Consider the following 24,388-nt stretch of genomic DNA (forward strand, 5'->3'; position numbering starts at 1 on the left):
CGCTTAAACTTCCAGCCACTCCTGCCGGACTTTCGCGTCCGCCTTCAACTGCTGGGGCGTTCCTTCAAACACGATCTGCCCGTGGCCCATCACATACACCCGCTGTGAAATGTCGAGGGCAATGGCGAGTTTCTGCTCGACCAGCAGTACGGAGATCCCCCGCTCCTTGAGCGTCTTCAGATACTCGCCCACGAGCGTCACGACCAGCGGCGCAAGACCTTCGGTGGGCTCGTCGATGATGATGAAATCGGGATCGCCCATCAGCGTGCGGCACAGCGTCAGCATCTGCTGCTCGCCGCCCGACAGCACACCGGCGGCCGTGTTCTCGCGCTCTTTCAGGCGCGGGAACATCTGGTACATGTCCTCCACCTGCCAACGCGGCTTGGGCTGACTGGGGTTGCGCTTCTCTCCAAGCAGCAGGTTCTGCCGCACCGTCAGCGTGGGGAAAATATCCCGGTTCTCGGGCACATAACCGATGCCCTTGTGCGCGACTTCGAAGGTTCGCAGGCCGCTGACGTTCTTGCCGCGCAGCAGGATTTCGCCTTCGTGCCGCACCATGCCCATGATGGACTTGGCCAGGGTCGAACGCCCCACGCCGTTGCGGCCGAGCAGCGCGACGATCTCGCCCTCGCCCACATGCATGTCGACGCCGTGCAGGATGTGGCTCTTGCCGTAGTACGCGTGCAGGTCGCGCACCTCCAACATCGGAGTATTCGTTGCCATCAATGCGCTCCTGCAGGTTCGTCCAGCGTGGTGCCGAGGTAGGCCTCTTTCACGCGACGGTTGTTGCGAATGGCTTCGGGCGTGTCGGTGGCGATCACTTCGCCGTAGACGAGCACCGAGATACGATCGGCCAGGCCAAACACCACGCTCATGTCGTGCTCGACCATCACCAGCGTCTTGCCGACGGTGACCTTGCGGATGAGATCCACCGCGTGGTCGGATTCGGAGCGGCTCATGCCGGCGGTCGGTTCATCCAGCAGGATCACATCGGCACCGCCCGCAATGGTGATGCCGATTTCAAGCGCGCGTTGCTCGGCGTACGTCAGCAGGCCCGCAGCGGCATCACGCCGGTGCGTCATGCCGATCTGCTCGAGCACTTCTTCGGCGCGTTCGCGTGCATCGCGCAATTCGGCCAGCTTGTGCCAGAACGAATACTTGTAGCCGAGGGACCAAAGCACCGCGCAGCGCAGGTTCTCGAACACCGACAGACGATGAAAGATGTTCGTGATCTGGAAGCTGCGCGACAGGCCCTTGCGGTTGATCTCGAACGGCGCCAGGCCGCTGATCTCTTCACCGTTCAGTCGCACGCTGCCCGAGCTGGCCGGGAAGCGGCCCGAGATCAGGTTGAACGTGGTCGACTTGCCGGCACCGTTCGGGCCGATGAGCGCATGGCGCTCGCCCTTGCCGATGGTGAGGTTGACCCCTCGAATGATTTCCGTTGCGCCAAAGCGCTTGCGAACATCGCGCAACTCGAGCGCTGCGGTCGGCCCGGATGTCGGTTGGCTCATGGTTGCGGCTCCTGCAATGCGTTGTCCCAAGCGGCCCGCAGCTTGCCCGCTGCGGCGCGCAGGCCGAAGGCGCCCGCCAGCCACAACACGGCGGCGGCAATCCACGGCTTCAAGGTTGTCGGTTCGACGGTCAGGCCAAACAGCTTCGCCACACCACCGGAGGCATCGTCCTGCACGGCGTAGATCATTTCCACGGTGGAAATCAACGCAATCAGCAGGATGACCGCCGGCACGATCGCCACGCCATACGCCGGCAGCAGTGTCTTGAGCTTGCCGCGCCGCAGGATGGGCAGATGCATGACCAGAAGACTGGCAATGCCGCCCGGCGCGTACATGACCATCAGCACAAAGAACAAGCCCAGATAGAGCAGCCATGCCTTCGTGATGCCAGACAGCGCGACGGTGAAGAACACCGTGAGCACCGCGCCGATGATCGGCCCGAAGAAACTGCCCATGCCGCCAATGAATGCCGCCAGCAGCACCGAGCCCGACCGCACGGCCGACACGTTCTCGGCGGTGACGATCTCGAAGTTGATGCAGGACAGCGCGCCCGCAATGCCCGCGAAGAACGCCGACAGAATCACCACCAGGAAGCGGACGCGCTGCGTGTTGTAACCAATGAATTCCACGCGCTCGGGGTTGTCGCGCACCGCGTTGGCGATGCGGCCCAGCGGCGTTTGCGTCCATGCGTACATCAGCGCCATCGAAATCAGGCACCACGTGGCGATCAGGTAATACACCTGCCGCGCCGGGCCAAACGTCACGCCAAGCAGCCCTTCGCCGATGCTGCGGTTGGTCGACACGCCGCCCTCGCCCCCAAAGAAGTCCGGGAACATCAAGGCGCTGGCGAACACCATCTCACCGATACCCATGGTGATCATGGCGAACGTCGTGCCGGCTTTCTTGGTGGTGACGTAGCCAAAGATGACGCCGAACAGCGCGCCGCCCAAGCCGCCGGCAATCGGCAGCAGGGCTACGGCCAGCGGGCCGCCAATGCCCAGCGCCTGCATGGCGCCGATCTTGTTGAGCAGGTGCACGGCCATGAAGGCGCCCAGACCGGAATACACCGCGTGCCCGAACGACAGCATGCCGGACTGCCCGAGCAGCATGTTGTACGACAGGGCGAAGATGATCATGATGCCCATCTGCGAGAGCAGCGTGATGGCAAAACCCTGCGGCCAGATGAGCGGCAGCACGATCATCACCAGTGCCGTCGTGCCCCAGAGCAGCCAGCGGGCAAGATTGACCGGCTTGAACTTCATTGTCCGCGCACGATCGTTGGCCGGCAGCGCGGCTTGTTGTTGCGCTTGTTGGTGCATGGTGCGTTCCATTTAGCTCTCCCGCGTTCCCATCAGCCCGCGCGGGCGGAAGATCAGCATCAGCACCAGCAGCAGATACGGCAGCACCGGTGCGACTTGCGCAATCGTCAGGTTCCAGACCGAGATGAGCGGCACGTCCGGGTTGAGCGTGACGCCGATCTTCCCGAGCAGGCTGGTCACCGAAATATCGAGCGTCACGGCAAAGGTCTGGATGCAGCCGATCAGCAGCGATGCAATGAATGCGCCCACCAGCGACCCCATGCCGCCCACGACCGCCACCACGAACACGATGGAGCCGACCGCAGCCGCCATCGAGGGCTCGGTCACAAAGGCATTGCCGCCGATCACGCCTGCCAGGCCGGCGAGCGCGCAGCCACCGCCGAACACCAGCATGAAGACGCGCGGCACGTTGTGGCCCAGCGCTTCCACCATGTCCGGGTGCGTCAGCGCGGCCTGAATGACAAGCCCGATCCGCGTGCGTGTGAGCAACAGGAAGATGCCCAGCAGCATCAGCAGCGACACCAGCATCATGAAGGCGCGGTACTTCGGAAACGACGACGTGAACAGCGTGAACAGCGGGCCATCGAGTGCGTCCGGCACGCGATACGGCACGGCGGGCAGGCCCCACACCAGCTTCACGCCCTCTTCAATCAGGTAGGCCAGCCCGAAGGTGAACAGCAGTTCGGCAACGTGGCCATAGCGGTGCACCGTGCGCAGGCCGAAGCGCTCGACCACGGCCCCCAGCGCACCCACCAGCAGCGGCGCCACGATCAACGCGGGCCAGAAACCCAGATAGCCGCTGACGACATAGGCGAAATACGCGCCCAGCATGTAGAAGCTGGCATGCGCAAAATTGAGCACGCCCATCATGCTGAAGATCAGCGTCAGGCCTGAAGACAGCATGAACAGCAGCAGCCCGTAGCTGATGCCGTTCAAGAGATTGATGACTAGAAATTCCACGCTGCAGCCCTTCCAGCAGATTCGGCGAAGCATGGACCGCACGCATCAAAGCGCTGGCCCATGGACTCCGTTTAAAACATCGCCGCACGATAGCATCGGGCGGCCCTTCGGCACACCACCCGCCGCGTTATTGAGGACGCTTCATCTGGCAGGAAGTTGGCTGCGACGCGACGTACTGATCGAGCACCGCGTCGGTCTTCCAGCCGTAGCCGGTATTTTCCTGGTCGAACTTGACGCTCTTGCCGTCGGTCTTTTGCCAGGTGGCGATGAAGAGCGGCTGCTGGCCCTGGTGGTCAGACGCGCGCATCTCGAAGGTGCCATTCAGGCTGTCGACCTTCATGCCTTCGAAGGCCTTGGCCACCTTGGCGGGTTCTGCCGACTTGGTCTGCTTGATGGCCTTGGCCAGCATGGCGATGCCGGTATACGACGCCATGAGGTAGTAGTCGTCGTTGTACTTCTTCTTGTAGCCCTCGACGATATCGGCGCCCTTGTAGCCGTCGTTGTTGACGTTCCAGTAGCCGACGAACTTCACATGGTCGGCACCAGCGGCGCCCATCGCCGTCGGCACGCCGGTGGTGGCGCCGTAGTACGTGTAGAAATTGGCGTTGAGGCCCGCATCCTTGCCGGCCTTGATGAGCAGAGCCAGGTCGCTGCCCCAGTTGCCGGTGATGACGGTATCGGCGCCGGACGATTTGATCTTCGACACATACGGCGAGAAATCCTTCACCTGCGCCAACGGGTGCAGATCTTCACCCACGATCTCGATGTCCGGACGCTTGCGTTTCAGGTATTCCTTGGCCGCACGGGCAACCTGATGCCCGAACGAATAGTTCTGGTTGATCAGGTAGACCTTCTTGACCTTCGGATCCTTCGCCAGGAAGCTCGTCAGGGCTTCCATCTTCATGTCGGAGTTGGCGTCCAGGCGGAAGTGCCAATAGTTGCACTTGCTGTTGGTCATGTCCGGGTCCACCGCGGCGTAATTCAGGTAGATGATTTCCTTGCCCGGATTACGCTCGTTGTACTTGGCCACGGCGTCTTCCAGCGCCATGCCGACGCTCGAGCCGTTGCCCTGCACGATGTAATGGATGCCCTGATCGGCGACCTGCTTGAGCACGGTCAGGCTCTCCTGCGGCGAGAGCTTGTTGTCGAAGCCGACCACTTCGAACTTGGTGCCGTCGCCGGCCCAGTTCTTCTGCGTGGCGAGATCGGCGATGTACTGCCAGCTGCGCAACTGGTTCTGGCCCAGCGCGCCCATCAGGCCGGACAACGGATCGATCCAGGCGATCTTCACGGTTTCGGCGGCGGACGCTGCAGTAGGCAAAACTGCCCCACCGATCGCCGCAACACATGCAACAGCCACAACCAACGGACGGAACTTCGTCATGCGTGTCTCCTTCATGTGGTGGAGCCGCCGGCGAGTCACTCTCCGCGTGCCTCTGGTGGGCTTGCGGCTGCTTGCGTCTCCAGGTTGCAACGCGCCCGGGCTTCATTCCGCTGCATCGGTCATCGATACACGGCGGCTGGCCCTGATCCGGTTGTCTTACGTCCGCCGTCCTCGTGCCGGAGTGGCTCCCCTGCACGGGCGGCGGTTTCTATATCCAGCTAAGCCTGTACAGCCGGGAACTGATAATCCTTGAACTGCTCGCGCAGCTTGAGCTTTTGCATCTTGCCGGTGGCCGTGAGCGGAATTTCGGTGACGAACACCACGTCGTCCGGAATCCACCACTTGGCAACCTTGCCTTCGAAGAACTTGAGCATCTCCTCACGCGTGAGTTCCACGCCGGGCTTCTTCATCACCACCAGCAGCGGACGCTCGTCCCACTTCGGGTGATGGCACGAGATGCATGCGGCCATGTGCACGCCGGGGTGCGCTGCCGCCACGTTTTCCACGTCGATGGACGAAATCCACTCACCGCCCGACTTGATGACGTCCTTGCTGCGATCGGTGATCTGCATGTAGCCGTCGGCATCGATGTTGGCCACGTCGCCGGTCGGGAACCAGCCATCCACCAGCGGCGACACCTCGTTGCGGTAATAGCTCTGGATGGTCCAGGGCCCGCGCACGTAGAGGTCGCCGAAAGCCTTGCCGTCCCACGGCAACTCGTGGCCCTCGGCATCGACAATTTTCATCTCGACACCGTAGATGGCGCGGCCTTGGCGCTCCAGCACATGCTGCTTGGCCTCATCCGGCAGATCGGCATGCTTGCCCATCAGCTTGCACGTGGTGCCCAGCGGCGACATCTCCGTCATGCCCCACGCGTGGATGACCTCTACGTCCAGCTCGTTGAGCGTGCGGATCATGGCCGGGGGCGCTGCGGAACCACCGATGACCGTGCGGCGGAACGTCGAAAACTTCAGCTTGTTGGCCTGCACGTGTTGCAGCAGACCGAGCCACACGGTCGGCACGCCGGCCGAGAACGTCACCTTCTCCTGCTCGAACAATTCGAACAGCGAAGCGCCATCCAGTTTCGGCCCCGGGAAGACCAGCTTGGCGCCTACCAGCGGCACCGAATACGGCAGCCCCCACGCGTTGACGTGGAACATCGGCACCACCGGCAGGATCACGTCCTGCGCCGAGCACCCAAGCGCATCCGGCATGGCCGACGCATACGAGTGCAGCACCGTGGAGCGATGCGAATACAGCGCGCCCTTGGGGTTGCCCGTGGTGCCCGACGTGTAGCACAGGCTGGACGCGGTGTTCTCGTCGAACTGCGGCCAGGTGTAATCGGCGCTCTGCGCGTCGAGCAGCTCTTCGTAGCAGAGCATCGGCACGCTGGAGGCGGGCATGTGCGCGCGATCCGTCATCGCCACCCAGCCCTTCACGTTCGGACAATGCGGTGCGATGCCCTCGACGAGCGGCACGAACGTCAGGTCGAAAAAGACGTACTGATCGTCTGCGTGATTGACGATGTAGGCGATCTGGTCAGGGAACAGCCGCGGGTTGATGGTGTGACACACCGAGCCCGAGCCGGAGACGCCGTAATAGATTTCGAGATGGCGATAGCCGTTCCAGGCCAGCGTACCGACGCGCTCGCCGGGCTGCACGCCCAGTGCGGCCAGCGCATTCGCCAGTTGCTTGGAACGGTCTCGCACTTGCCGGTACGTGGTGCGATGGATATCGCCCTCGACACGGCGCGACACGACTTCAGTCGAACCGGAATTGCGCGCTGCATGTTCGATGATGGTCGAGATGAGCAAAGGGGCGCTCATCATTTGTCCCATCAGGGCCATGGTGTCTCCTAGAAAAAACTGAACAACCGTTCTATTTTTTGGCCGATTGTTCCCGTGATCGCCAAGCACGTCAACGGGATATTGTTGTGCGCTGCCACATCGGCCCCCATGTTTACCCGGCCATCTGTAAAACCCTGCGAATCGTTGTGGTGCAAGGGTTCGCAGGCTGCAGCTTTCTTTACTCGCAAGTACAATACGCGATAGCGTTGCTGCGTCTCAACATGGCGTTTTCCCCTACGCAGCGTGCGTTTTGCTGCGCTGCAAAGCGCACAACATTTGAGGATTCGGCACTGTTTTTGCGCCCTTTCCTGTGCTATCGGCCACTGGCCTGCCGCCCCTTTCCATGACTGCCTCCCCCGCCGCCTTGCCTGACGATTCCCTTGCGAGCCATTTCGACTGGCCCGGCCGCCCCGCCACTGCCCCCGGTTTCTCGGCGCTGGGCGAACGCTTTCTGACACGCCTGCCCCCGATGCCCATGCCTTCGGGAGCGATTGGCGAACCGTACCTGGTCGGCTTCTCGCCAGATGCCGCGGCGCCGCTGGGCATCACGCGCGCCGAACTCGACACCGCCGCGGGGCTGGCCGTATTCACCGGTAACGCCGTCGCCGCCTGGAGCGACCCGCTCGCCACCGTCTATTCCGGCCACCAGTTCGGCGTGTGGGCAGGCCAGTTGGGCGACGGCCGTGCGCTGCTGCTGGCGGAATTCCAGACCGCCGATGGCCCGTGCGAAGTCCAGCTCAAAGGCGCTGGCCGTACGCCGTATTCGCGCATGGGCGACGGGCGCGCCGTGCTGCGCTCGTCCATCCGCGAATTCCTGTGCTCGGAAGCCATGGCAGGCTTGGGCATTCCAACGACGCGCGCCTTGTGCGTGACTGGCGCTGACGCCCCCGTGCGCCGCGAAGAGATCGAAACCGCCGCCGTCGTCACACGCCTTGCGCCGTCGTTCGTGCGCTTCGGCCACTTCGAGCACTTTGCGGCCAGCGAACAACTGCCCCAGCTCCGCGCCCTTGCCGATTACGTCATCGACCGCTTCTACCCCGCCTGCCGCAGCGAGCTGCAACCGTATCTCGCCCTGCTGCGCGAGCTGGCCCGCCGCACGGCTGAACTGATGGCCGATTGGCAGGCCGTCGGCTTCTGCCACGGCGTGATGAACACCGACAACATGTCGATCCTCGGCCTCACGCTCGACTACGGCCCGTTCGGCTTCCTGGACGGTTTTGACGCCAACCACATCTGCAACCACTCCGACACCGGCGGCCGCTACGCCTACGCGCAGCAGCCGCAAATCGGTTACTGGAACCTGTTCTGCCTCGCGCAGGCGTTGTTACCGTTGTTCGGTGAAGATCCCGACGTTTTCGTCAATTTGAGCGACGAAGCGCAGGCCCAACCCGCCATCGACGCCGCGCAAAACGTATTGCTGACCTACCGCGACGTCTACGGCGCAGCCTTCTACGCACGTTATCGCGCCAAGCTTGGCCTCTCGACCGCACAGGACGCCGACGAGGCGCTCTTTGGCGACTTGTTCAAGCTGCTGCACAACCAGCGCGCCGACTACACATTGTTCTTCCGCCACCTCGCCGAGGTGCGCCGCGACGACACGCCCGCCGCGGCAGAAGCGCGCACCGTCCGCGATTTCTTCTTCGACCGCGCCGCCGCAGACGTATGGCTTGCCGCTTATCGGCAGCGCTTGCAGGCCGAACCGCAATCCGACGACGAGCGCGCGGCCGCCATGTACCGCGTCAACCCGAAATACGTACTGCGCAACCACCTGGCCGAAATCGCCATCCGCCGCGCCAAGGAAAAGGATTTTTCGGAAGTCGAAAACCTGCGCGCCGTACTGGCCCGCCCGTTTGACGACCACCCCGGCTTCGAGCACTACGCGCAGCCGGCACCGGACTGGGCATCGTCATTGGAAGTGAGCTGCTCGTCGTGATGCGCCGGAACTGACACCGTGCTCTAATCCGCGCCTGTCAGGATTGCCGCAGCAGCACGACAAACAACATCAGCCGCCCAGTCGTCCTCACCTTGCGGTGGCCGAATCCAACAAGGAGTCTCATCACCATGACCGTCAAGAAATCCGACGCCGAATGGCGCGACCAACTCTCCGACATCGAATACCGCGTCACCCGCGAAGCCGCCACCGAACGCCCCTTCACCGGCAAGTACTGGGACCACTGGGAGCGCGGCGTCTACAACTGCGTCTGCTGCGGCACGCCGCTGTTTGAATCGTCGACCAAGTTTGACGCCGGTTGCGGCTGGCCGAGCTATTTCCAGCCCATCAACGGCGAGGTGATCGCCGAGAAGACCGACCGCTCGCACGGCATGCTGCGTATTGAAGTGCAGTGCAAGAACTGCGGCGCGCACCTTGGCCACGTGTTCGAAGATGGCCCTGCGCCTACCGGGCTGCGGTATTGCATCAACTCGGCTGCGCTAAAATTCGGCGATTGATCTCCCTAATGGGCCGCAAAGGCCCGCACAAGCGCGTTCCCGCATGAAATTCCTGTTCGATCTGTTCCCGGTCATCCTGTTCTTTGCTGCCTTCAAGGTGGCCGGTATTTATGTGGCGACCACCGTCGCGATGGTCGCCACCGTGCTGCAGATCGCCTGGGTGTGGTTCAAGCACCGCAAGGTCGACGCCATGCAGTGGCTGTCGCTGCTCATCATCGGTGTGTTTGGCGGCGCCACGCTCATCTTCCACAACGAGACCTTCATCAAGTGGAAGCCGACGGTGCTGTACTGGCTGTTTGGCGTGGTGCTGCTGGGCAGCGTGGCGTTCGTTCGCAAGAACCTCATCCGCGCCATGATGGAGCAGCAGGTATCGCTGCCCGAGCCGATGTGGGGCCGCCTGAACCTGGTGTGGGCGCTGTTCTTCCTGGTCATGGGCTGCCTGAACCTCTACGTCGCCTACAACTTCGACACCGACGTGTGGGTCAACTTCAAGCTGTTCGGCTCGATGGGCCTGATGGTGGTGTTCATCCTTGCGCAAAGTGTCTGGCTGGCGCGCCACATGCAGGAGCGCCCCGCCAATGCGGCGAACGACGCCAACATCGGAGACGACCGCTGATGGCTGCAGATCCGCGAGAAATCGAACGCCTCCTGCGCGAGGCCTTCCAGCCCGTCCAACTGGTCGTTGAAGACGACAGCGCCAAGCACGCCGGACACGCCGGCGCAGCCTCCGGCGGCGGGCATTACAACGTCGAAATCGTCAGCGCGGCCTTTGCCGGCAAGAACCGTTTGGCGCGCCATCGCATGGTGTATGATGCGCTGCACACGCTGTGGCCGGCGGCAATCCATGCCCTGGCGATCCGCGCGGTCACTCCCGAAGAAAACACGTAAGCGCATTCCACGCTCACTCGTCCTTCCCTCGAACGCAATCCCATGAAGATTTCCAGCCTCACTGCCAGCCTGCTGGCTGTTGCCCTTGCCGCGACCGTTGCTCCCGCCATGGCGCAGAATGCCGCAGTGGTCAACGGCAAAGCCATTCCGAGCGCCAAGGTGGACGCGCTGATCAAGAAGTCGGGCCAGCCCGAATCGCCTGAGCTGCGCGCCAAGGCCCGCGACATGCTGGTCGACCGTGAACTGATCGAGCAGGACGCCGCCAAGCGCGGTCTGCTGGAGCGCGACGACGTTCAGGAGCAGCTGGCTTCCGCACGCCTGAACGTGCTGGTGGCCGCCGAGTTCGAGGACTACGTCAAGAACAGCCCGGCCACCGAAGACGAACTGCACAAGCAGTACGACAAGATCAAGGCGCAGTTCGGCAACGGCAAGGAATACCACGCCCACCACATCCTCGTGGACAAGGAAGCCGACGCCAAGGCGATCATCGCCAAGCTGAAGGCCGGCGCCAAGTTTGAAGACATCGCCAAGGCGCAATCGAAGGACAAGGGATCGGGCGCCAACGGCGGCGATCTGGACTGGGCCAACCCGGGCACCTACGTGCCGGAATTCTCGGCCGCACTCACGGGCCTGAAGAAAGGTCAGATCACGCAGACGCCGGTCAAGACGCAATTCGGCTGGCACGTGATCCGCCTGGACGACACGCGTGACGCCAAGATCCCGTCGTACGAAGACGTCAAGCCGCAGCTGCTCGAGATGATGATGGGCGACCAGAACTGGCAACGCAGCAAGTTCCAGGCGATGCTGAAAGAGCTGCGCGAAAAAGCGAAGATCCAGTAAGCAGCCGCCCGTTGGGGCAGTGAAAAAAGGGGGCCACGTGCCCCTTTTTGATTTGATGGCCGGGTTGCATCGCACGCAACCGGAATACCCCACCGGCACCCCTCAAGTTCTTTTGAAGTGTTTGCTGAAAAGCATTGCGATTTGTCCCATAATGTGCGCCCACGTGCGCCGGCATTGCACTGCTTCGGTGCACTCAAGAATCAAGAGAGTCTGAAAAACCAACCACGCCGGCGCAGGCCTATCCCGCCCGCTGCCAGAGCGAAACCACCCAAAAGGAAACAGGAGATCCTTATGTCCACGTTCAAGCACGCCTTCCGCATTGCCGCGCTTGCTGCCATTCCGATGGCACTGCTGCAAGCTGCACCGGCGCTGGCGCAAGCCACCAAGTCGGTCGAAGTGCTGGCCATCGTCGAGCACCCGGCGCTGGACGCCATCCGCGACGGCGCCAAGGAGCAGCTCAAGGCCGAAGGCTTCGACGCAGGCAAGAACCTGAAGTGGGAATACCAGAGCGCGCAGGGCAGCACGGCCACCGCCGCGCAGATCGCCCGCAAGTTCATCGGCGACAAGCCGGACGCCATCATCGCCATCGCCACGCCGTCGGCGCAGGCCGTTGTGGCTGCCACCAAGTCGATCCCCGTCGTGTATTCGGGCGTGACGGATCCTGTGGCCGCACAGCTGGTCAAGAGCTGGGAGCCGACCGGCACCAACGTGACCGGCGTGTCCGACAAGCTGCCGCTGGACAAGCAGATCGCCCTGATCAAGCGCGTGGTGCCGAATGCCAAGCGCGTGGGCATGGTCTACAACCCGGGCGAAGCCAACTCGGTCGTGGTGGTCACCGAGCTGAAGAAGCTGCTGTCGGCGCAAGGCATGACGCTGGTCGAATCGGCGGCTCCGCGTACGGTGGATATCGGGCCGGCGGCCAAGAACCTGATCGGCAAAGTCGACGTGATCTACACGAACACCGACAACAACGTGGTGTCGGCGTACGAATCGCTGGTGAAGGTGGCCAACGAAGCGAAGATCCCCCTGGTGGCCGGCGATACCGACAGCGTCAAGCGCGGCGCCATCGCAGCGCTGGGCATCAACTACTACAAGCTGGGCCAGCAGACCGGCAAGGTCGTCGCCCGCATCCTGAAGGGTGAGAAGCCCGGCGCGATTGCTTCGGCCGGCAGCACCGACCTGGAGCTGTTCGTGAACGAAGGCGCGGCCAAGAAGCAAGGTGCGGCCCTGTCGGCGGACCTGCTGAAGGACGCCAAGGAAGTCATCAAGTAACTCGCAAGGCGCCGGGCCGGCCTCCGCCCGACGGAGCCGTCCCGGCGCGGGTCTGCCTGCCCGAGCCCCGACGCGGCTATCCGCCGCATCATGGCCGGGCGCTTACGCTCCTACCCGAAAGCGTCCCCGTTCATTGCACACCGGCCGGTGCCCAATCGCCGCGCCCTATTCCGTCATGTCACTGTTTTCATTGCTCGGCGCCCTGGAGATCGGTCTGATCTTCAGTCTCGTGGCGCTCGGGGTGCTGATCTCCTTCCGCATCCTCAACTTCCCTGACCTCACAGTCGACGGCAGCTTCCCGATGGGCGGCGCCGTGGCGGCCACGCTCATCGCCAGCGGACACGATCCGTTCATGTCGACGCTGGGCGGCACGCTGGCCGGCGCCGTTGCCGGCTTCATCACGGGCTGGCTCAACGTGCGCCTCAAAATCATGGATCTGCTCGCCAGTATCCTGATGATGATCGCGCTGTACTCGGTCAACCTGCGCATCATGGGCAAGCCGAACGTGCCGCTCATCTCCGAGCCGACGATCTTCTCGTTGCTGCAGCCGGAGTGGATGCCCGACTACGTGTTCCGCCCGGTGCTGCTGGGCGTGGTCGTGGTGGTCGTCAAGCTGCTGGTGGACTGGTTCTTCTCGACGCAGATCGGCCTGTCGCTGCGCGCGACCGGCGCCAACCCGCGCATGGCCCGCGCGCAGGGCGTCGCCACGGGCGCGGCCACGCTGGCCGGCATGGCGCTGTCCAACGCACTGGTGGCGCTTGCTGGTGCGCTGTACGCGCAAACGCAGGGCGGCGCCGACGTGTCGATGGGCATTGGCACCATCGTGATCGGCCTGGCCGCCGTCATCATCGGCGAGACCGTGCTGCCGGCACGCCGCCTGGTGCTGACCACGCTAGCCGTGGTGGTGGGTGCGATCCTGTATCGCTTCTTCATCGCCCTGGCGCTCAACAGCGATTTCATCGGCCTGCAGGCGCAGGACCTGAACATGGTGACCGCCGCGCTGGTGGTGATCGCGCTCGTGCTTCCCGGTGTGCGCCGCAAGGTGTTCGGCAAGCTGGCCAAGAACGGTACCAAGGGGAACTGACATGCTGAGCGCACAAGGACTCACCCTCACCTTCAACCCCGGCACGCCCATCGAGACGCGCGCGCTGCGCGGCCTGTCGCTGGACATTCCGGCGGGCCAGTTCGTCGCCGTGATCGGCTCCAACGGGGCCGGCAAGTCGACGTTCCTGAACTCCATCAGTGGCGACCAGCTGGTCGACTCCGGCCGCATCACCATCGACGGTGAAGACGTCACGCGCAAGACGGCGTGGCAACGCGCCGACAAGGTCGCCCGCGTGTTCCAGGACCCGATGGCCGGCACCTGCGAAAACCTGACCATCGAAGAGAACATGTCGCTGGCTATGTGCCGCGGGCAGCGTCGCGGTTTCTCGTTTGCCACCAACCGCAAGTGGCGCGAGATCTTCCGCGAGCAACTGCGCCGGCTGGACCTCGGCCTGGAAAACCGCCTGACCGACCGCATCGGCCTGCTCTCGGGCGGCCAGCGCCAGGCGGTGAGCCTGCTGATGGCCTCGCTGCAGCCGTCGCGCATCCTGCTGCTGGATGAGCACACCGCCGCGCTCGACCCGAAAACGGCCGCCTTCGTGCTGGAGCTGACCGCCAAGATCGTCTCGGAGAGCAAGCTGACGACGATGATGGTGACGCACTCCATGCGCCAGGCGCTCGACTACGGCGATCGCACGGTGATGCTGCACCAGGGCAACGTGATCCTCGACGTGCAAGGCGAGGAACGCCGTGGCCTGGACGTGCCGCACCTGCTGCAGAAGTTCGAGGAAACGCGCGGCGCAAAGGTGGACGACGACGCGCTGTTGCTGGGCTGATCCATCGCATCAACATCACATCGACGGGCTCCCTTAGCGGAGCCCGCGACATTTCCGCTCCATGACCAAGGCCCACCGCCCTGCCATCAGCATCGCGCCCAATCCGCACGCGGACGATTCGCCGACGCTGTCAAAAGGTCAGCGAGCCTTCAACGCACTGATCAAGCAGATCGAGAATCGGCGCAAGCGCCTGGCGGACTGGGAGGCGGCTACCGTTCAGTTCCAGGGCCGATACGCGGGCGAATTCTTGCCGCTGGAGCGTAGCCGCATCGCATTGCAGACCCGCTTTGTGCGCAGCCTGGACCAGGTCTACGAGCACGATGCCTTCACCAAGGCCGAGCGCCGCAAGATCGCCGCGCTCATCGTCGACCTTGCACGAGACTTGATCGATGAAGACGCGAGCCTGAAGGCGCTCTACAACAAGTACAGCGGCACGGACTTCGACCGGGAAGCCGCAATGCAAGCTGCCGAGATGAAGGCAAGGCTGGAGGCAGCACTCGGCGTCGGCCTGGGCGACGACGCGGATGTGCATTCGGAAGAGGCGCTACTGCAACGCGCCCGCGAGCACCTAGCACAACGGGCTGAGAAAAAGGCCGCCGCCGCAACGAAGCGTGAAGCCCGCCGGGCCGCGCGAAAGAAATCTCCGAAGCAACTGGCGGCAGAAGCGCGGGAAGAAGACGAGCAGGCGCAGGTCACCCTGTCCATCCGCGAGGTCTATCGCAAGCTGGCCAGCGCCCTGCACCCCGACCGCGAAACCGATCCGCAGGAGCGAGAGCGCAAGACGCAGCTCATGCAGCGCGTCAACGAGGCCTACGACAAGAACAACCTGCTGCAACTACTGGAATTGCAGCTTGAGCTGGAGCACATCGACCAGCACTCGATCAACCGGATCAGTGAAGCGCGGCTGACGCACTACAACCAGATCCTGAAAGACCAGGTGCGGGAGCTTGACCGGCAGATCCATCGCGTCGAGACCACGTTCCGATACACGTACGGGTATCAGCAGTTCGAAGCGCTGCCGCCGGACGCCGTCTTGCAAAAGCTGGATCTCGACATCGCAGCGCTGCGCCAACAGGTGCGCAACATCGACCAGGACCTTGCCGCCTTCGACGATTTCCGCGACGTGCGGCGCATGCTGAAATCCCGCACGACGCTCGACTGACGGCCCGCCAGGCCGCGCGTCGATCCAACAAAACGGGCACCCGAAGGTGCCCGTGTTTTCGACTGCGATCGGCCGATCAGAAGCGGTGTTGCAGGCCCGCCGTCACACCGACCTGGTTGTTGCCATAACCCACCACGTCGCGCGACAGGCTCACGTTCTGGCCGTTCTTGGCCTTGGCATAACCGGCAGACAGATACGCCGTCGTGCGCTTGGACAGCGCGTACTGGCCGCGCACGGAGAACAGGATCGGATCGGCATCCGTGCCGTCCTTGATGTTCTGCTTGTACACCGCGCCGTACAGCGTGAAGGCCGGCGTCACGTCGTAGCTGGCACCCGCCCAATACATGTCGCTGCGCAGGCTGGCGGTGGCCGTGGTGAACGCGCGCTTGTAGTTGCGGTAGCCCGCGAACAGCTTCAGTGCGCCGAAGTCGTAGCTGGCACCGGCGTGAATGCCCTGGATGTAATCGGTCGTGTCTGCCGGCGTGGTGCTGGTGCCAGCGCCGTTCTGGCGATCCCACGTGACGGCTGCCGAGAAGCCGCCCACGCTGTAGCCGACGCCAAAGTCGTACTTGGAGCTGCTCTTGAAGTTGCCCGCTGCCTCGCCAAAGCCCACGGTGGCGCCCAGCTTCAGGCCGCCAAACGTGCCGTCATAACGCACGGCGTTGGAAGCGCGGGAGAACAGGCCATCCTTGCGGTCGCCCGTTGCGGTGGACGACGTCGCCCACGAGTAGTTCGGCGCGTAGCCCATCGGGTCGTACGGCAGCATGAAGTCGTACGTCGTGGTGAAGGTGCGACCGGCGACCACTTGGCCGAAACCGCCCGCCAGCCCCACCACCGCGCGGCGGTCGAACAGCGTGTTGTCGGTGTCGAGCTTGCCGGTGTCGATGGCGATGCCGCTTTCCAGGTTGAACACGGCCTTCAGGCCGCCGCCCAGGTCTTCGGTGCCGCGCATGCCCCAGCGCGATGTGTTCTTGCCGCCCGAGACGAGGCGCGTGGCGCTGCCGCCGTTCGGACCGGCGTGGTTCACATACTCGATGCCCGAATCCATGATCCCGTACAGGGTCACGTTGGAGGATTGTGCGGCGGCCGTGCCAGCCGTCGTCGCGGTGGCGAGCGCCACCACGGCCAGCGCCATCGAAGTCTTGTTCATCAGGTCTCCCTTATTCGTTGTCCTTGCGCAAAGGCCCAGTCACAGGGCCGTTGGGCGGGACGGATCGTATGAGGGACGCACTTTCAGTTCACTTTCGATTGACGGGAAATTGCGCGGCCGTGTCGCGGCGTTCTCGGGGGTTTCCCTAGCTTCAAAACATGCGGCGATGTCTGTATTCCTCTGCGGCTGATTGAGAGACGTCCCGATATGCGCATCCTGTTGGTGGAAGACAACCTGAAGCTGGCCAGCACGCTGGAAGAAGCCCTCGGCCAGGCCGGCTTCACGGTCGATTGCGTACATGACGGCCACGCGGCCGACTTGCTGCTCACCACGCAGGACTACGCGCTGGCCATTCTCGACATTGGCCTGCCCCGCCTGGACGGGCTGGAAGTGCTGCGCCGCCTGCGCGCCCGAAAGAACCCGCTGCCGGTGATGATCCTGACCGCACACGGCGCCGTGGAAGAACGCGTGCGCGGTCTCAACCTCGGGGCTGACGATTACCTTGCGAAACCGTTCGACCTGACTGAAGTCGAAGCCCGCGCCCGGGCGCTGATCCGACGCAGCCACGGCCACGAAAGCACGCAGCTGCAATGCGGCCCGCTGCACTACGACGGCATCAGCGGCGCCTTCACGCTCCACGGCGAACTGCTCGCCCTCACCGGCCGCGAGCGCGCCGTGCTGGAAGTCCTGATGCTGCGCGACGGTCGCGCCGTCAACAAGGCCGCCATCTCGGAAAAGATCTTCAGCATCAACGAATCCGTCAACGCCGACGCCATCGAGATCTACGTGCACCGCCTGCGCAAGAAGCTCGACGGCAGCGGCGTGGCCATCGTCATGCTGCGCGGCCTCGGGTATCTGCTGGAAGCCACGAAAGGCGCCGCCCCATGAACCCGTCGAGCCTGCGCCGGCAGCTTTCGTTCTGGCTGCTGCTGCCGCTGCTGGGGCTGCTCGCGCTCGATGCGTGGCTGACTTACACGCGCGCCATGACGGCCGCCAACGCCGCGTTCGACCGCACGCTCGAAGCCTCGCTCAAGGCCATGCGCGAAGGCGTGCGACTGCGCAACAAGCAGTTCGCCATCGACCTGCCCTACCTCGCGCTGGACATTCTCGAATCGGAAACCGGCAGCAGCATCTTCTACCGGATCGTCGATGCCGGCGGCAGCACGCTGACCGGCTACGACGATCTGCCCATGCCGGGCGGGCAGCGCCCCACGCCCTATCGCACGCTGTTCTACGACACGCTGTTTCGCGGCATGCAAGTGCGCATGGCCGTGCAGCCGCTGCCGGTGCGCGATGCGCAATCGGCCGAAACGCAGGTCATCTGGCTGCTGGTGGGTGAAACGCTGGAGCCGCGCGAGGCCCTGGCGCACGAGATCCTGGCGGGTTCATTGCAGCAGGAAGTGCTGCTGGTGGTGCTGGCCGTCGGCATCGTGTGGCTGGGCGTGCGCCGCGGCTTGCGACCGCTGCGCCAGTTGAGCGAAACCGTGGCCAGCCGCGGCACCGATGAGCTTGCACCGCTTCCGCAGCAAGGCCTGCCGGCAGAGGTCGCGCCGCTGGTCGAGGCCATCAATCAATACGTGGCGCGCCTGCTGCGCATGGTGCAGGCCCGCAAGCGCTTCTTTGCCGACGCCGCACATCAATTGAAGACGCCGCTGGCCGTGATCCAGGCGCAGTCCGAACTGGCCCTGCGCGAGCCTGATGGAGAACGCATCCGCCGCCACCTTGAGCCGCTGCACGGCACCGTGCGCCAGGCCGCGCGCGGCGTGCAGCAACTGCTGTCGCTCTCGCGCCTGGAGACCGACAGCGGCTACGCGCCACAACTCCAGCCGCTGCGCCTGGACACACTGGCCGGGGATGTCGCGCTGGAACTGGCCCCCGTTGCGCGCCGATCCGGTGTCGACCTTGGCTTTGAAGGCGAGCCCGTGACGGTGGCCGGCGAACCCCAATGGCTGCAGGAACTGGTCGGCAACCTGCTCGACAACGCCATCCTGTATGCCGGCAACGGCGCGAGCGTCACGCTGCGGGTCAAGCGGCAGGCGATGGCGATGCTCGGCGAGCAGGCCGTGCTGCAAGTGGAAGACGACGGCCCCGGCATTGCCGTGCCGGAGCGCGATGCGGTCTTCGGCCGTTTCTATCGTGGCGCGGCATCGGAAGGCCACGACGGCAGCGGCCTGGGCCTGGCGATCGTCCGCGAGATTGCCCGCCTGCATGGCGGCACGGTGGCGCTGTCGGAAACGCCCGGCGGCGGGCTGACCGTCTCCGTCTACCTGGCGCTGGCCTTGATTGAAGAGCCGACGGCCTGAAAAAAACCGGTTGCTGCACGACAACATCGTTGTGCAGCGGTCGCGCGTGCCCCCAGGCGATGCACCGTTTATGTGAAGACGCGGCGCACCATTTCCGCGCGGCCCGGACGGGCTGCTGTTCCGGCCAAATTGGTTCCATCCTGGCTCTGTTATGCCCGCCGCACGTGGGCTGGCGCACGACCTAAACTGGAACACATCGCGACGACCACACGATCGGCCGCCGAGCTTGCTCGGGCAAGGCATCCGGGGTTTTCCCTATTGTGGTGCCGCGGGCCCGCACGCCCATGGGATGTGCCTGCGCGGCGGCGATAAATGGCTCCATCAAATAACCAGGATTGGGTCCACTTGGCAGAACAATGAGCCGCTATAGTCCATCAACAATTCGTCACAACACGGCATGTTGGCCGACCCGAACGGATCGGGGAACGGCGCGACGGGCAGCGTGGGGCAAGCCAGCAAATGCCGCCTGCAGCCGACAGCGCTCAGCCCGATGACCGACATGGTATGGAGGAAGCAGCAATGAAGACCGACGACGTGATCGTCAGCTTTCGCGGTGTACGCAAGACGTATGACGGCGAGACCCTCGTGGTCAAGCACCTGGACCTGGACATCTACCAGGGCGAGTTCCTCACCCTGCTCGGCCCCTCCGGCTCGGGCAAGACCACATGCCTGATGATGCTGGCCGGGTTTGAATTCCCGACCGGCGGCGAGATCCGCCTGGAAGGCGCGCTGCTCAACAACGTGCCGCCGCACAAGCGCAACATCGGCATGGTGTTCCAAAACTACGCGCTGTTTCCGCACATGACGGTCGCGCAAAACGTGGAATACCCGCTGACCGTGCGCAAGCTGCCCACCGCCGAACGTGCCGAGCGCGTGCACAAGGCCCTGCAGATGGTCCGCATGGAAGGCTTTGCCAAGCGCTACCCCGCGCAGCTCTCCGGCGGCCAGCAGCAGCGCATTGCCCTGGCCCGCGCGCTGGTGTTCGAGCCCAAGCTCGTGCTGATGGACGAACCGCTCGGCGCGCTCGACAAGCAGTTGCGTGAACACATGCAATACGAGTTGAAATCGCTGCACGAAAAGCTGGGCGTGACCTTCGTCTACGTGACGCACGACCAGGGCGAGGCGCTCACCATGTCCGACCGCGTCGCCGTGTTCGACAAGGGCATCGTGCAGCAGCTCGACACGGTCGACAGCCTCTACGAGCGCCCCTGCAACGAGTTCGTCGCCAACTTCATCGGCGACAGCAACACGCTGCGCGGCACCGTCACCCGCGTTGAGGGCGAGTACTGCGAACTGCAGCTCAACGACGGTGCCCGCGTGGTCGGCCGCAACGTGGCCGGCGCCAACGTCGGGGCCACGGCCACGGGCTGCATCCGCCCCGAACGCATGCGCCTGGCCGAGGGCGCCTCCGCCGTCGGCAATGCGATCACCGGGCAGACGCGTGGGCTCGTCTACTTTGGCGACCACGTGCGCATGCGCTGCGCCCTGCCCGACCAACCCGAATGTTTCGTGAAGGTGCCGCTGGGCACGCGCGCGCTCGAAGGCTTCGCGCCGGGCGCGCCGATCCAGCTGGAGTTCGCACCGGAACACCTGCGCGTTTTTGCATGACGCACGCGGGCACCCCTGCCCGCATGCCACGACCACACGTTGTACCCACACGCCAATAAGAGGAGCCAGGAATGAAACACACCACAAAGACGCGTCTGTCCGTGCTTGCCGGCGCGTTCGCCATTGCATTCGGCGCGCATGCAGCGGAAATCACCGTCGTGAACTTCGGCGGCGCCAATGGCGACGCGCAGAAGGCCGCGTTCAACAAGCCGTTCGAGGCACAGACCAGCAACAAGGTCACCGTGGTCGAGTACAACGGCGAGCAAGCCAAGATCAAGGCCATGGTCGAAGCCAAGCACGTCAACTGGGACGTGGTGGAAGTCGAATCCGGCGACATCGGCCGCGGCTGTGACGAAGGCCTGTTCGAGAAGCTCGACTGGAGCAAGATCGCCAAGAAGAGCGACCTGATCCCGGAAGCACCGCAAACCTGCGGCGTGGGCTTCTTCGTGTGGTCCACCGCGCTGGCCTACAACGCCGACAAGCTCAAGACCGCCCCCAAGGGCTGGGCCGATTTCTGGGACGTGAAGTCCTTCCCGGGCAAGCGCGGCATGCGCAAGGGCGCGCGCTACAACCTGGAATTCGCCCTGATGGCCGACGGCGTGCCGGTCAAGGATGTCTACAAGGTGCTGGCCACCAAGGATGGCCAGAATCGCGCGTTCAAGAAGCTCGATCAGATCAAGCCGTACATCCAGTGGTGGGAAGCCGGCGCACAGCCGCCGCAGTTCCTGGTGGCGGGTGACGTGGTGATGTCCACCGCCTTCAACGGCCGCATCGACGCTGCGCAGCGCGAAGGCAAGAACCTCAAGGTGGTGTGGAACGGCAGCATCTACGACCTCGACTACTGGGCCATCCCGAAGGGCTCGCCCAACAAGGCCCTGGCCGAGCAGTACATCGCGTACACGCTGTCGCAGAAGCCGCAGCAGGAATACGCCAAGCACATCGCGTACGGCCCGGCCAACGTGGCCGCCATCAAGGCGCTCGATGCCAAGACGCAGGCCAACATGCCGAACTCGCCCGAGAACAGCAAGAACGCGGTGCTGCAGAACCTGCAGTTCTGGACCGACCACGGCGACGAGCTGGAACAGCGCTTCGCCTCGTGGGCGTCGAAGTAACCGCATAGCGGTGTAACGCAGTGACCGCGCGGATGCCCTGCAGGTTTGGCAAGGCATCCGCCGGACGAATTCCCGTAGCGATGGCGAGGCAGCATTGAACACCATGACGATCGCGGCTGAATCGGTTCCGGAATCGACGGCCAAACTCAAACGCGAATTGAAGAGCGCTGAGGCGCGCAGGCGTGCCATGGCGCTGGCGCTGGTGGCGCCGCTCGCCATCTTCCTGCTGCTGATCTTTGTCGTGCCGATCGGCGCCCTGCTCACACGCGCCGTGCAGAACCCCGAGGTGGCCGACGCGCTGCCCAAAACCGTCGTCGCCCTGAAGGGCTGGGACCGCAAGAGCCCGCCGGGCGACGCCGCCTACGCCGCGCTCGCCGCCGACCTCACGACCGTGAGCGAAGGCGAGGCGATGGGCGCACTGGCCCGCCGCCTCAACACAGAGATTCCAGGCTTCCGCTCGCTGGTGGCCAAGACCGCGCGCGCCATGCCGCTGACCGATGACCAGGGCAAGGCACTGTCGCTCACGCCCGGCCAGACCCGCGCCAAGCTGCTTGAAGTCGACGAGCGCTGGGGCGATGTCACGTACTGGCAGGCCATTGCCAAGAACAGCAGCCGCACGTCGCCGTTCTACCTGCTGGCCGCACTGGACCACCGGCAAGACGCCTTCGGCCACATCGAAGCCACCGACCCCGACGAGCAGATCTACGTGACGGTGTTCGTGCGCACCTTCGTCATCAGCGCGATGGTGACGCTGTTCGCCCTGCTGCTGGGCTATCCGCTGTCGTACTGGATTGCCTCGCTGCCGGAGCGCCGCGCCAACCTCGTCATGGTGATGGTGCTGATCCCGTTCTGGACGTCCATCCTCGTGCGCGTGGCGGCGTGGATCGTGCTCCTGCAGACCGAAGGCCTGATCAACCACGGCCTGATCGACCTCGGCATCATCAAGGAGCCGCTGGCGCTGCTGTTCAACCGCGTGGGCGTGTACATCTCGATGACGCACATCCTGCTGCCGTTCATGATCCTGCCGCTGTACAGCGTGATGAAGTCGATCCCGCCCACGTACCAGCGCGCGGCCGTGTCGCTGGGCAGCCATCCGTTTGCCGCCTTCTGGCGCGTGTATGTACCGCAGACGTACCCGGGTATCGGCGCCGGTGCGCTGCTGGTGTTCATCCTGGCGCTCGGCTACTACATCACTCCCGCGCTGCTGGGTGGGCCGAACGACCAGATGGTCAGCTACTACGTGGCGTACTTCACCAACGTCACGATCAACTGGGGCATGGCGTGCGCGCTGGGTGCGCTGCTGTTGCTGGCCACGCTGGTGCTGTACGCCGTGTATGGACGCTTCACGCGGCCCAAGGTCCGCGTTGGTTGAACGGAGCCCATCGAACATGAAACTCGCCAAACCGATGTTCGCCCCGCACACCTCGCTCATCGAGCGCTTGTGGTACTTCGCGCTGCGCGGCCTGGCCGTGCTGACGCTGCTGTACCTCGTGCTGCCGGTGCTGGTGATCGTGCCGCTGTCGTTCTCGTCGAGCACGTTCCTGTCGTACCCGATTCCGAGCTATTCACTGCGCTGGTATCAGAACCTCGTCACGTCGGACGAATGGCGCATGGCCGCCAAGAACAGCTTCATCGTCGCGCCCGCCGCCACGATCGTCGCAACGGTGCTCGGCACACTGGCCGCCATCGGGCTGAACAAGGCAGACTTTCGCGGCAAGGGCCTGCTGATGGCGGTGCTGGTGTCGCCGATGATCGTGCCAGTGGTGGTGGTCGGCGTCGGCATGTACCTGTTCTTTGCCCCGCTGGGCCTGGCCAACACGTATATCGGGCTGATCCTCGCGCATGCGGCGCTGGGCGTGCCGTTTGTGGTGACGACGGTGCTGGCGACGCTGCAGGGCTTCAATCACAATCTCGTGCGCGCGAGCCTGTCGCTGGGTGCCAACCCGGTCATGACGTTCTTCCGCATCACCCTGCCCGTCATCGCACCGGGCGTGATTTCCGGCGCGCTGTTTGCGTTTGCCACGTCGTTTGACGAAGTGGTGGTGACGCTCTTCCTGGCGGGGGCCGATCAGGTGACGCTGCCGCGCCAGATGTTTACCGGGATTCGCGAAAACATCTCGCCGACGATTGCGGCGCTGGCGACGATTCTGATTGTGTTTTCGACGTGTCTGTTGCTGACGTTTGAGTGGCTGCGGGGGCGGGCTGCGGCTAAGGCGGTGGCTTGAGGAACGTGTTGACGATTTGATTATTGGATGGTCTGGCAACGCATTGATGGCGTTGGTGCATCCCTTGTTTCATCCCCTGCCGGGGCTGACTCACTTTCTTTGTCTTGCCAAAGAAAGTAAGCAAAGAAAGGCGCGCCCGATGCGGCGAAAGACTCCTTGTGTAGTGGTCCAATTTCCTCGGACAAGTCGATAGGCGGACAATGAGCCACGACGAGGAAAAAGCAATGGCAAGAGAGAGACGGCAGTTTGACGCGAGCTTCAAATTGGAAGTCGCACGCATGGTCAAGGACCAGGGCCGCTCGGTGAGCGAGGTGTGCCGCAGCCTGAGCCTTGGCGAGACAGCGGTAAGGCGGTGGGTTGCGCAGTATGAAGCCGAACAGGCGGGCGGCCCGGGGATAGGTAAGCCGCTGACGGCCGAGCAGCAACGCATTCGCGAACTCGAAGCGCAGGTACGGCGGCTGCAGGAGGACAACGACATC

Annotated in this window: 23 protein-coding genes; 16 read left to right on the forward strand and 7 right to left on the reverse strand. The window is 63.9% G+C overall.

Features of this window, described 5'->3' with window-relative positions; translation table 11 throughout:
* Nucleotides 1–3 precede the first annotated feature (3 nt).
* From R2676_RS23440 to R2676_RS23465, 6 genes are all read right to left on the reverse strand, one after another.
* Nucleotides 4–723, reverse strand: a complete 720-nt coding sequence (locus tag R2676_RS23440; RefSeq protein WP_012435575.1) for an ABC transporter ATP-binding protein — start codon at nt 721–723, stop codon at nt 4–6.
* Nucleotides 723–1,511, reverse strand: a complete 789-nt coding sequence (locus tag R2676_RS23445; protein ID WP_027681415.1) for an ABC transporter ATP-binding protein — start codon at nt 1,509–1,511, stop codon at nt 723–725. Before R2676_RS23445 ends, R2676_RS23440 begins: the two co-directional genes overlap by 1 nt.
* Nucleotides 1,508–2,842 carry a branched-chain amino acid ABC transporter permease gene (locus tag R2676_RS23450; RefSeq protein WP_206272079.1) on the reverse strand — a complete coding sequence of 445 codons (1,335 nt, stop codon included), beginning with the start codon at nt 2,840–2,842 and terminating at the stop codon, nt 1,508–1,510. The genes R2676_RS23445 and R2676_RS23450 overlap by 4 nt, the downstream gene beginning before the upstream one ends.
* Nucleotides 2,843–3,790, reverse strand: coding sequence for a branched-chain amino acid ABC transporter permease (locus R2676_RS23455; protein ID WP_102067403.1), 948 nt, complete (start codon nt 3,788–3,790; stop codon nt 2,843–2,845).
* A gap of 127 nt (nt 3,791–3,917) precedes the next feature.
* A complete protein-coding gene (locus tag R2676_RS23460) occupies nt 3,918–5,174 on the reverse strand; it encodes a branched-chain amino acid ABC transporter substrate-binding protein (RefSeq protein WP_206272078.1) in 1,257 nt (418 codons plus the stop codon).
* Nucleotides 5,175–5,392: 218 nt separating this feature from the next.
* Nucleotides 5,393–7,021, reverse strand: coding sequence for a 3-(methylthio)propionyl-CoA ligase (locus R2676_RS23465; RefSeq protein WP_027681411.1), 1,629 nt, complete (start codon nt 7,019–7,021; stop codon nt 5,393–5,395).
* Between the two features lie 343 nt (nt 7,022–7,364).
* Here R2676_RS23465 and R2676_RS23470 point away from each other — a divergent pair, with 343 nt between their 5' ends.
* From R2676_RS23470 to R2676_RS23510, 9 genes are all read left to right on the forward strand, one after another.
* Entirely contained in the window at nt 7,365–8,954 is a 1,590-nt protein-coding gene (locus tag R2676_RS23470; protein WP_206272077.1) for a protein adenylyltransferase SelO, read from the forward strand.
* Between the two features lie 128 nt (nt 8,955–9,082).
* A complete protein-coding gene (msrB, locus tag R2676_RS23475) occupies nt 9,083–9,469 on the forward strand; it encodes a peptide-methionine (R)-S-oxide reductase MsrB (RefSeq protein WP_027681409.1) in 387 nt (128 codons plus the stop codon).
* Nucleotides 9,470–9,512: 43 nt separating this feature from the next.
* A complete protein-coding gene (locus tag R2676_RS23480; protein ID WP_027681408.1) occupies nt 9,513–10,085 on the forward strand; it encodes a septation protein A in 573 nt (190 codons plus the stop codon).
* On the forward strand, nt 10,085–10,357 hold the full coding sequence (locus R2676_RS23485; protein ID WP_009238095.1) for a BolA family protein: 273 nt from the start codon (nt 10,085–10,087) through the stop codon (nt 10,355–10,357). Before R2676_RS23480 ends, R2676_RS23485 begins: the two co-directional genes overlap by 1 nt.
* Before the next feature lie 42 nt (nt 10,358–10,399).
* The gene (locus tag R2676_RS23490) at nt 10,400–11,197 is read left to right on the forward strand and encodes a peptidylprolyl isomerase (protein ID WP_027681407.1); all 798 of its coding nucleotides are present in this window, start codon (nt 10,400–10,402) and stop codon (nt 11,195–11,197) included.
* 291 nt (nt 11,198–11,488) lie between these two features.
* Complete coding sequence (locus R2676_RS23495) at nt 11,489–12,469, forward strand: ABC transporter substrate-binding protein (protein WP_027681406.1); 981 nt, start codon at nt 11,489–11,491, stop codon at nt 12,467–12,469.
* Between the two features lie 175 nt (nt 12,470–12,644).
* The gene (locus tag R2676_RS23500) at nt 12,645–13,553 is read left to right on the forward strand and encodes an ABC transporter permease (RefSeq protein ID WP_206272076.1); all 909 of its coding nucleotides are present in this window, start codon (nt 12,645–12,647) and stop codon (nt 13,551–13,553) included.
* Nucleotide 13,554: 1 nt separating this feature from the next.
* On the forward strand, nt 13,555–14,349 hold the full coding sequence (locus R2676_RS23505; protein ID WP_102067261.1) for an ABC transporter ATP-binding protein: 795 nt from the start codon (nt 13,555–13,557) through the stop codon (nt 14,347–14,349).
* Nucleotides 14,350–14,410: 61 nt separating this feature from the next.
* Complete coding sequence (locus tag R2676_RS23510) at nt 14,411–15,511, forward strand: J domain-containing protein (RefSeq protein ID WP_206272075.1); 1,101 nt, start codon at nt 14,411–14,413, stop codon at nt 15,509–15,511.
* 76 nt (nt 15,512–15,587) lie between these two features.
* Here the strand turns inward: R2676_RS23510 and R2676_RS23515 are convergent, their stop codons facing one another.
* Nucleotides 15,588–16,661 carry a porin gene (locus R2676_RS23515; RefSeq protein WP_206272074.1) on the reverse strand — a complete coding sequence of 358 codons (1,074 nt, stop codon included), beginning with the start codon at nt 16,659–16,661 and terminating at the stop codon, nt 15,588–15,590.
* Between the two features lie 207 nt (nt 16,662–16,868).
* Between R2676_RS23515 and R2676_RS23520 the strand changes: the two genes are divergently transcribed.
* The 7 genes from R2676_RS23520 to R2676_RS23550 form a co-directional block, all read left to right on the forward strand.
* Nucleotides 16,869–17,549 (forward strand): response regulator, encoded by a 681-nt coding sequence (locus tag R2676_RS23520; RefSeq protein ID WP_206272073.1) that lies wholly within the window; start codon nt 16,869–16,871, stop codon nt 17,547–17,549.
* Nucleotides 17,546–18,964 carry a sensor histidine kinase gene (locus R2676_RS23525; RefSeq protein WP_206272072.1) on the forward strand — a complete coding sequence of 473 codons (1,419 nt, stop codon included), beginning with the start codon at nt 17,546–17,548 and terminating at the stop codon, nt 18,962–18,964. The genes R2676_RS23520 and R2676_RS23525 overlap by 4 nt, the downstream gene beginning before the upstream one ends.
* A gap of 519 nt (nt 18,965–19,483) precedes the next feature.
* On the forward strand, nt 19,484–20,572 hold the full coding sequence (locus R2676_RS23530; RefSeq protein WP_206272071.1) for an ABC transporter ATP-binding protein: 1,089 nt from the start codon (nt 19,484–19,486) through the stop codon (nt 20,570–20,572).
* A 71-nt stretch (nt 20,573–20,643) separates the two neighbouring features.
* Complete coding sequence (locus tag R2676_RS23535) at nt 20,644–21,684, forward strand: ABC transporter substrate-binding protein (protein WP_206272070.1); 1,041 nt, start codon at nt 20,644–20,646, stop codon at nt 21,682–21,684.
* A 103-nt stretch (nt 21,685–21,787) separates the two neighbouring features.
* Nucleotides 21,788–23,056: an ABC transporter permease gene (locus R2676_RS23540; protein WP_206272116.1), complete on the forward strand. Its 1,269-nt coding sequence runs from the start codon at nt 21,788–21,790 to the stop codon at nt 23,054–23,056.
* Nucleotides 23,057–23,072: 16 nt separating this feature from the next.
* Nucleotides 23,073–23,909 carry an ABC transporter permease gene (locus tag R2676_RS23545; RefSeq protein ID WP_027681397.1) on the forward strand — a complete coding sequence of 279 codons (837 nt, stop codon included), beginning with the start codon at nt 23,073–23,075 and terminating at the stop codon, nt 23,907–23,909.
* Nucleotides 23,910–24,133: 224 nt separating this feature from the next.
* Nucleotides 24,134–24,388 (forward strand): transposase (locus R2676_RS23550; RefSeq protein WP_316887225.1); only part of this gene is annotated, 255 nt, incomplete at its 3' end.

The sequence above is a fragment of the Ralstonia flatus genome, assembly GCF_958439105.1.
Classification (GTDB): Bacteria; Pseudomonadota; Gammaproteobacteria; order Burkholderiales; family Burkholderiaceae; genus Ralstonia; species Ralstonia flatus.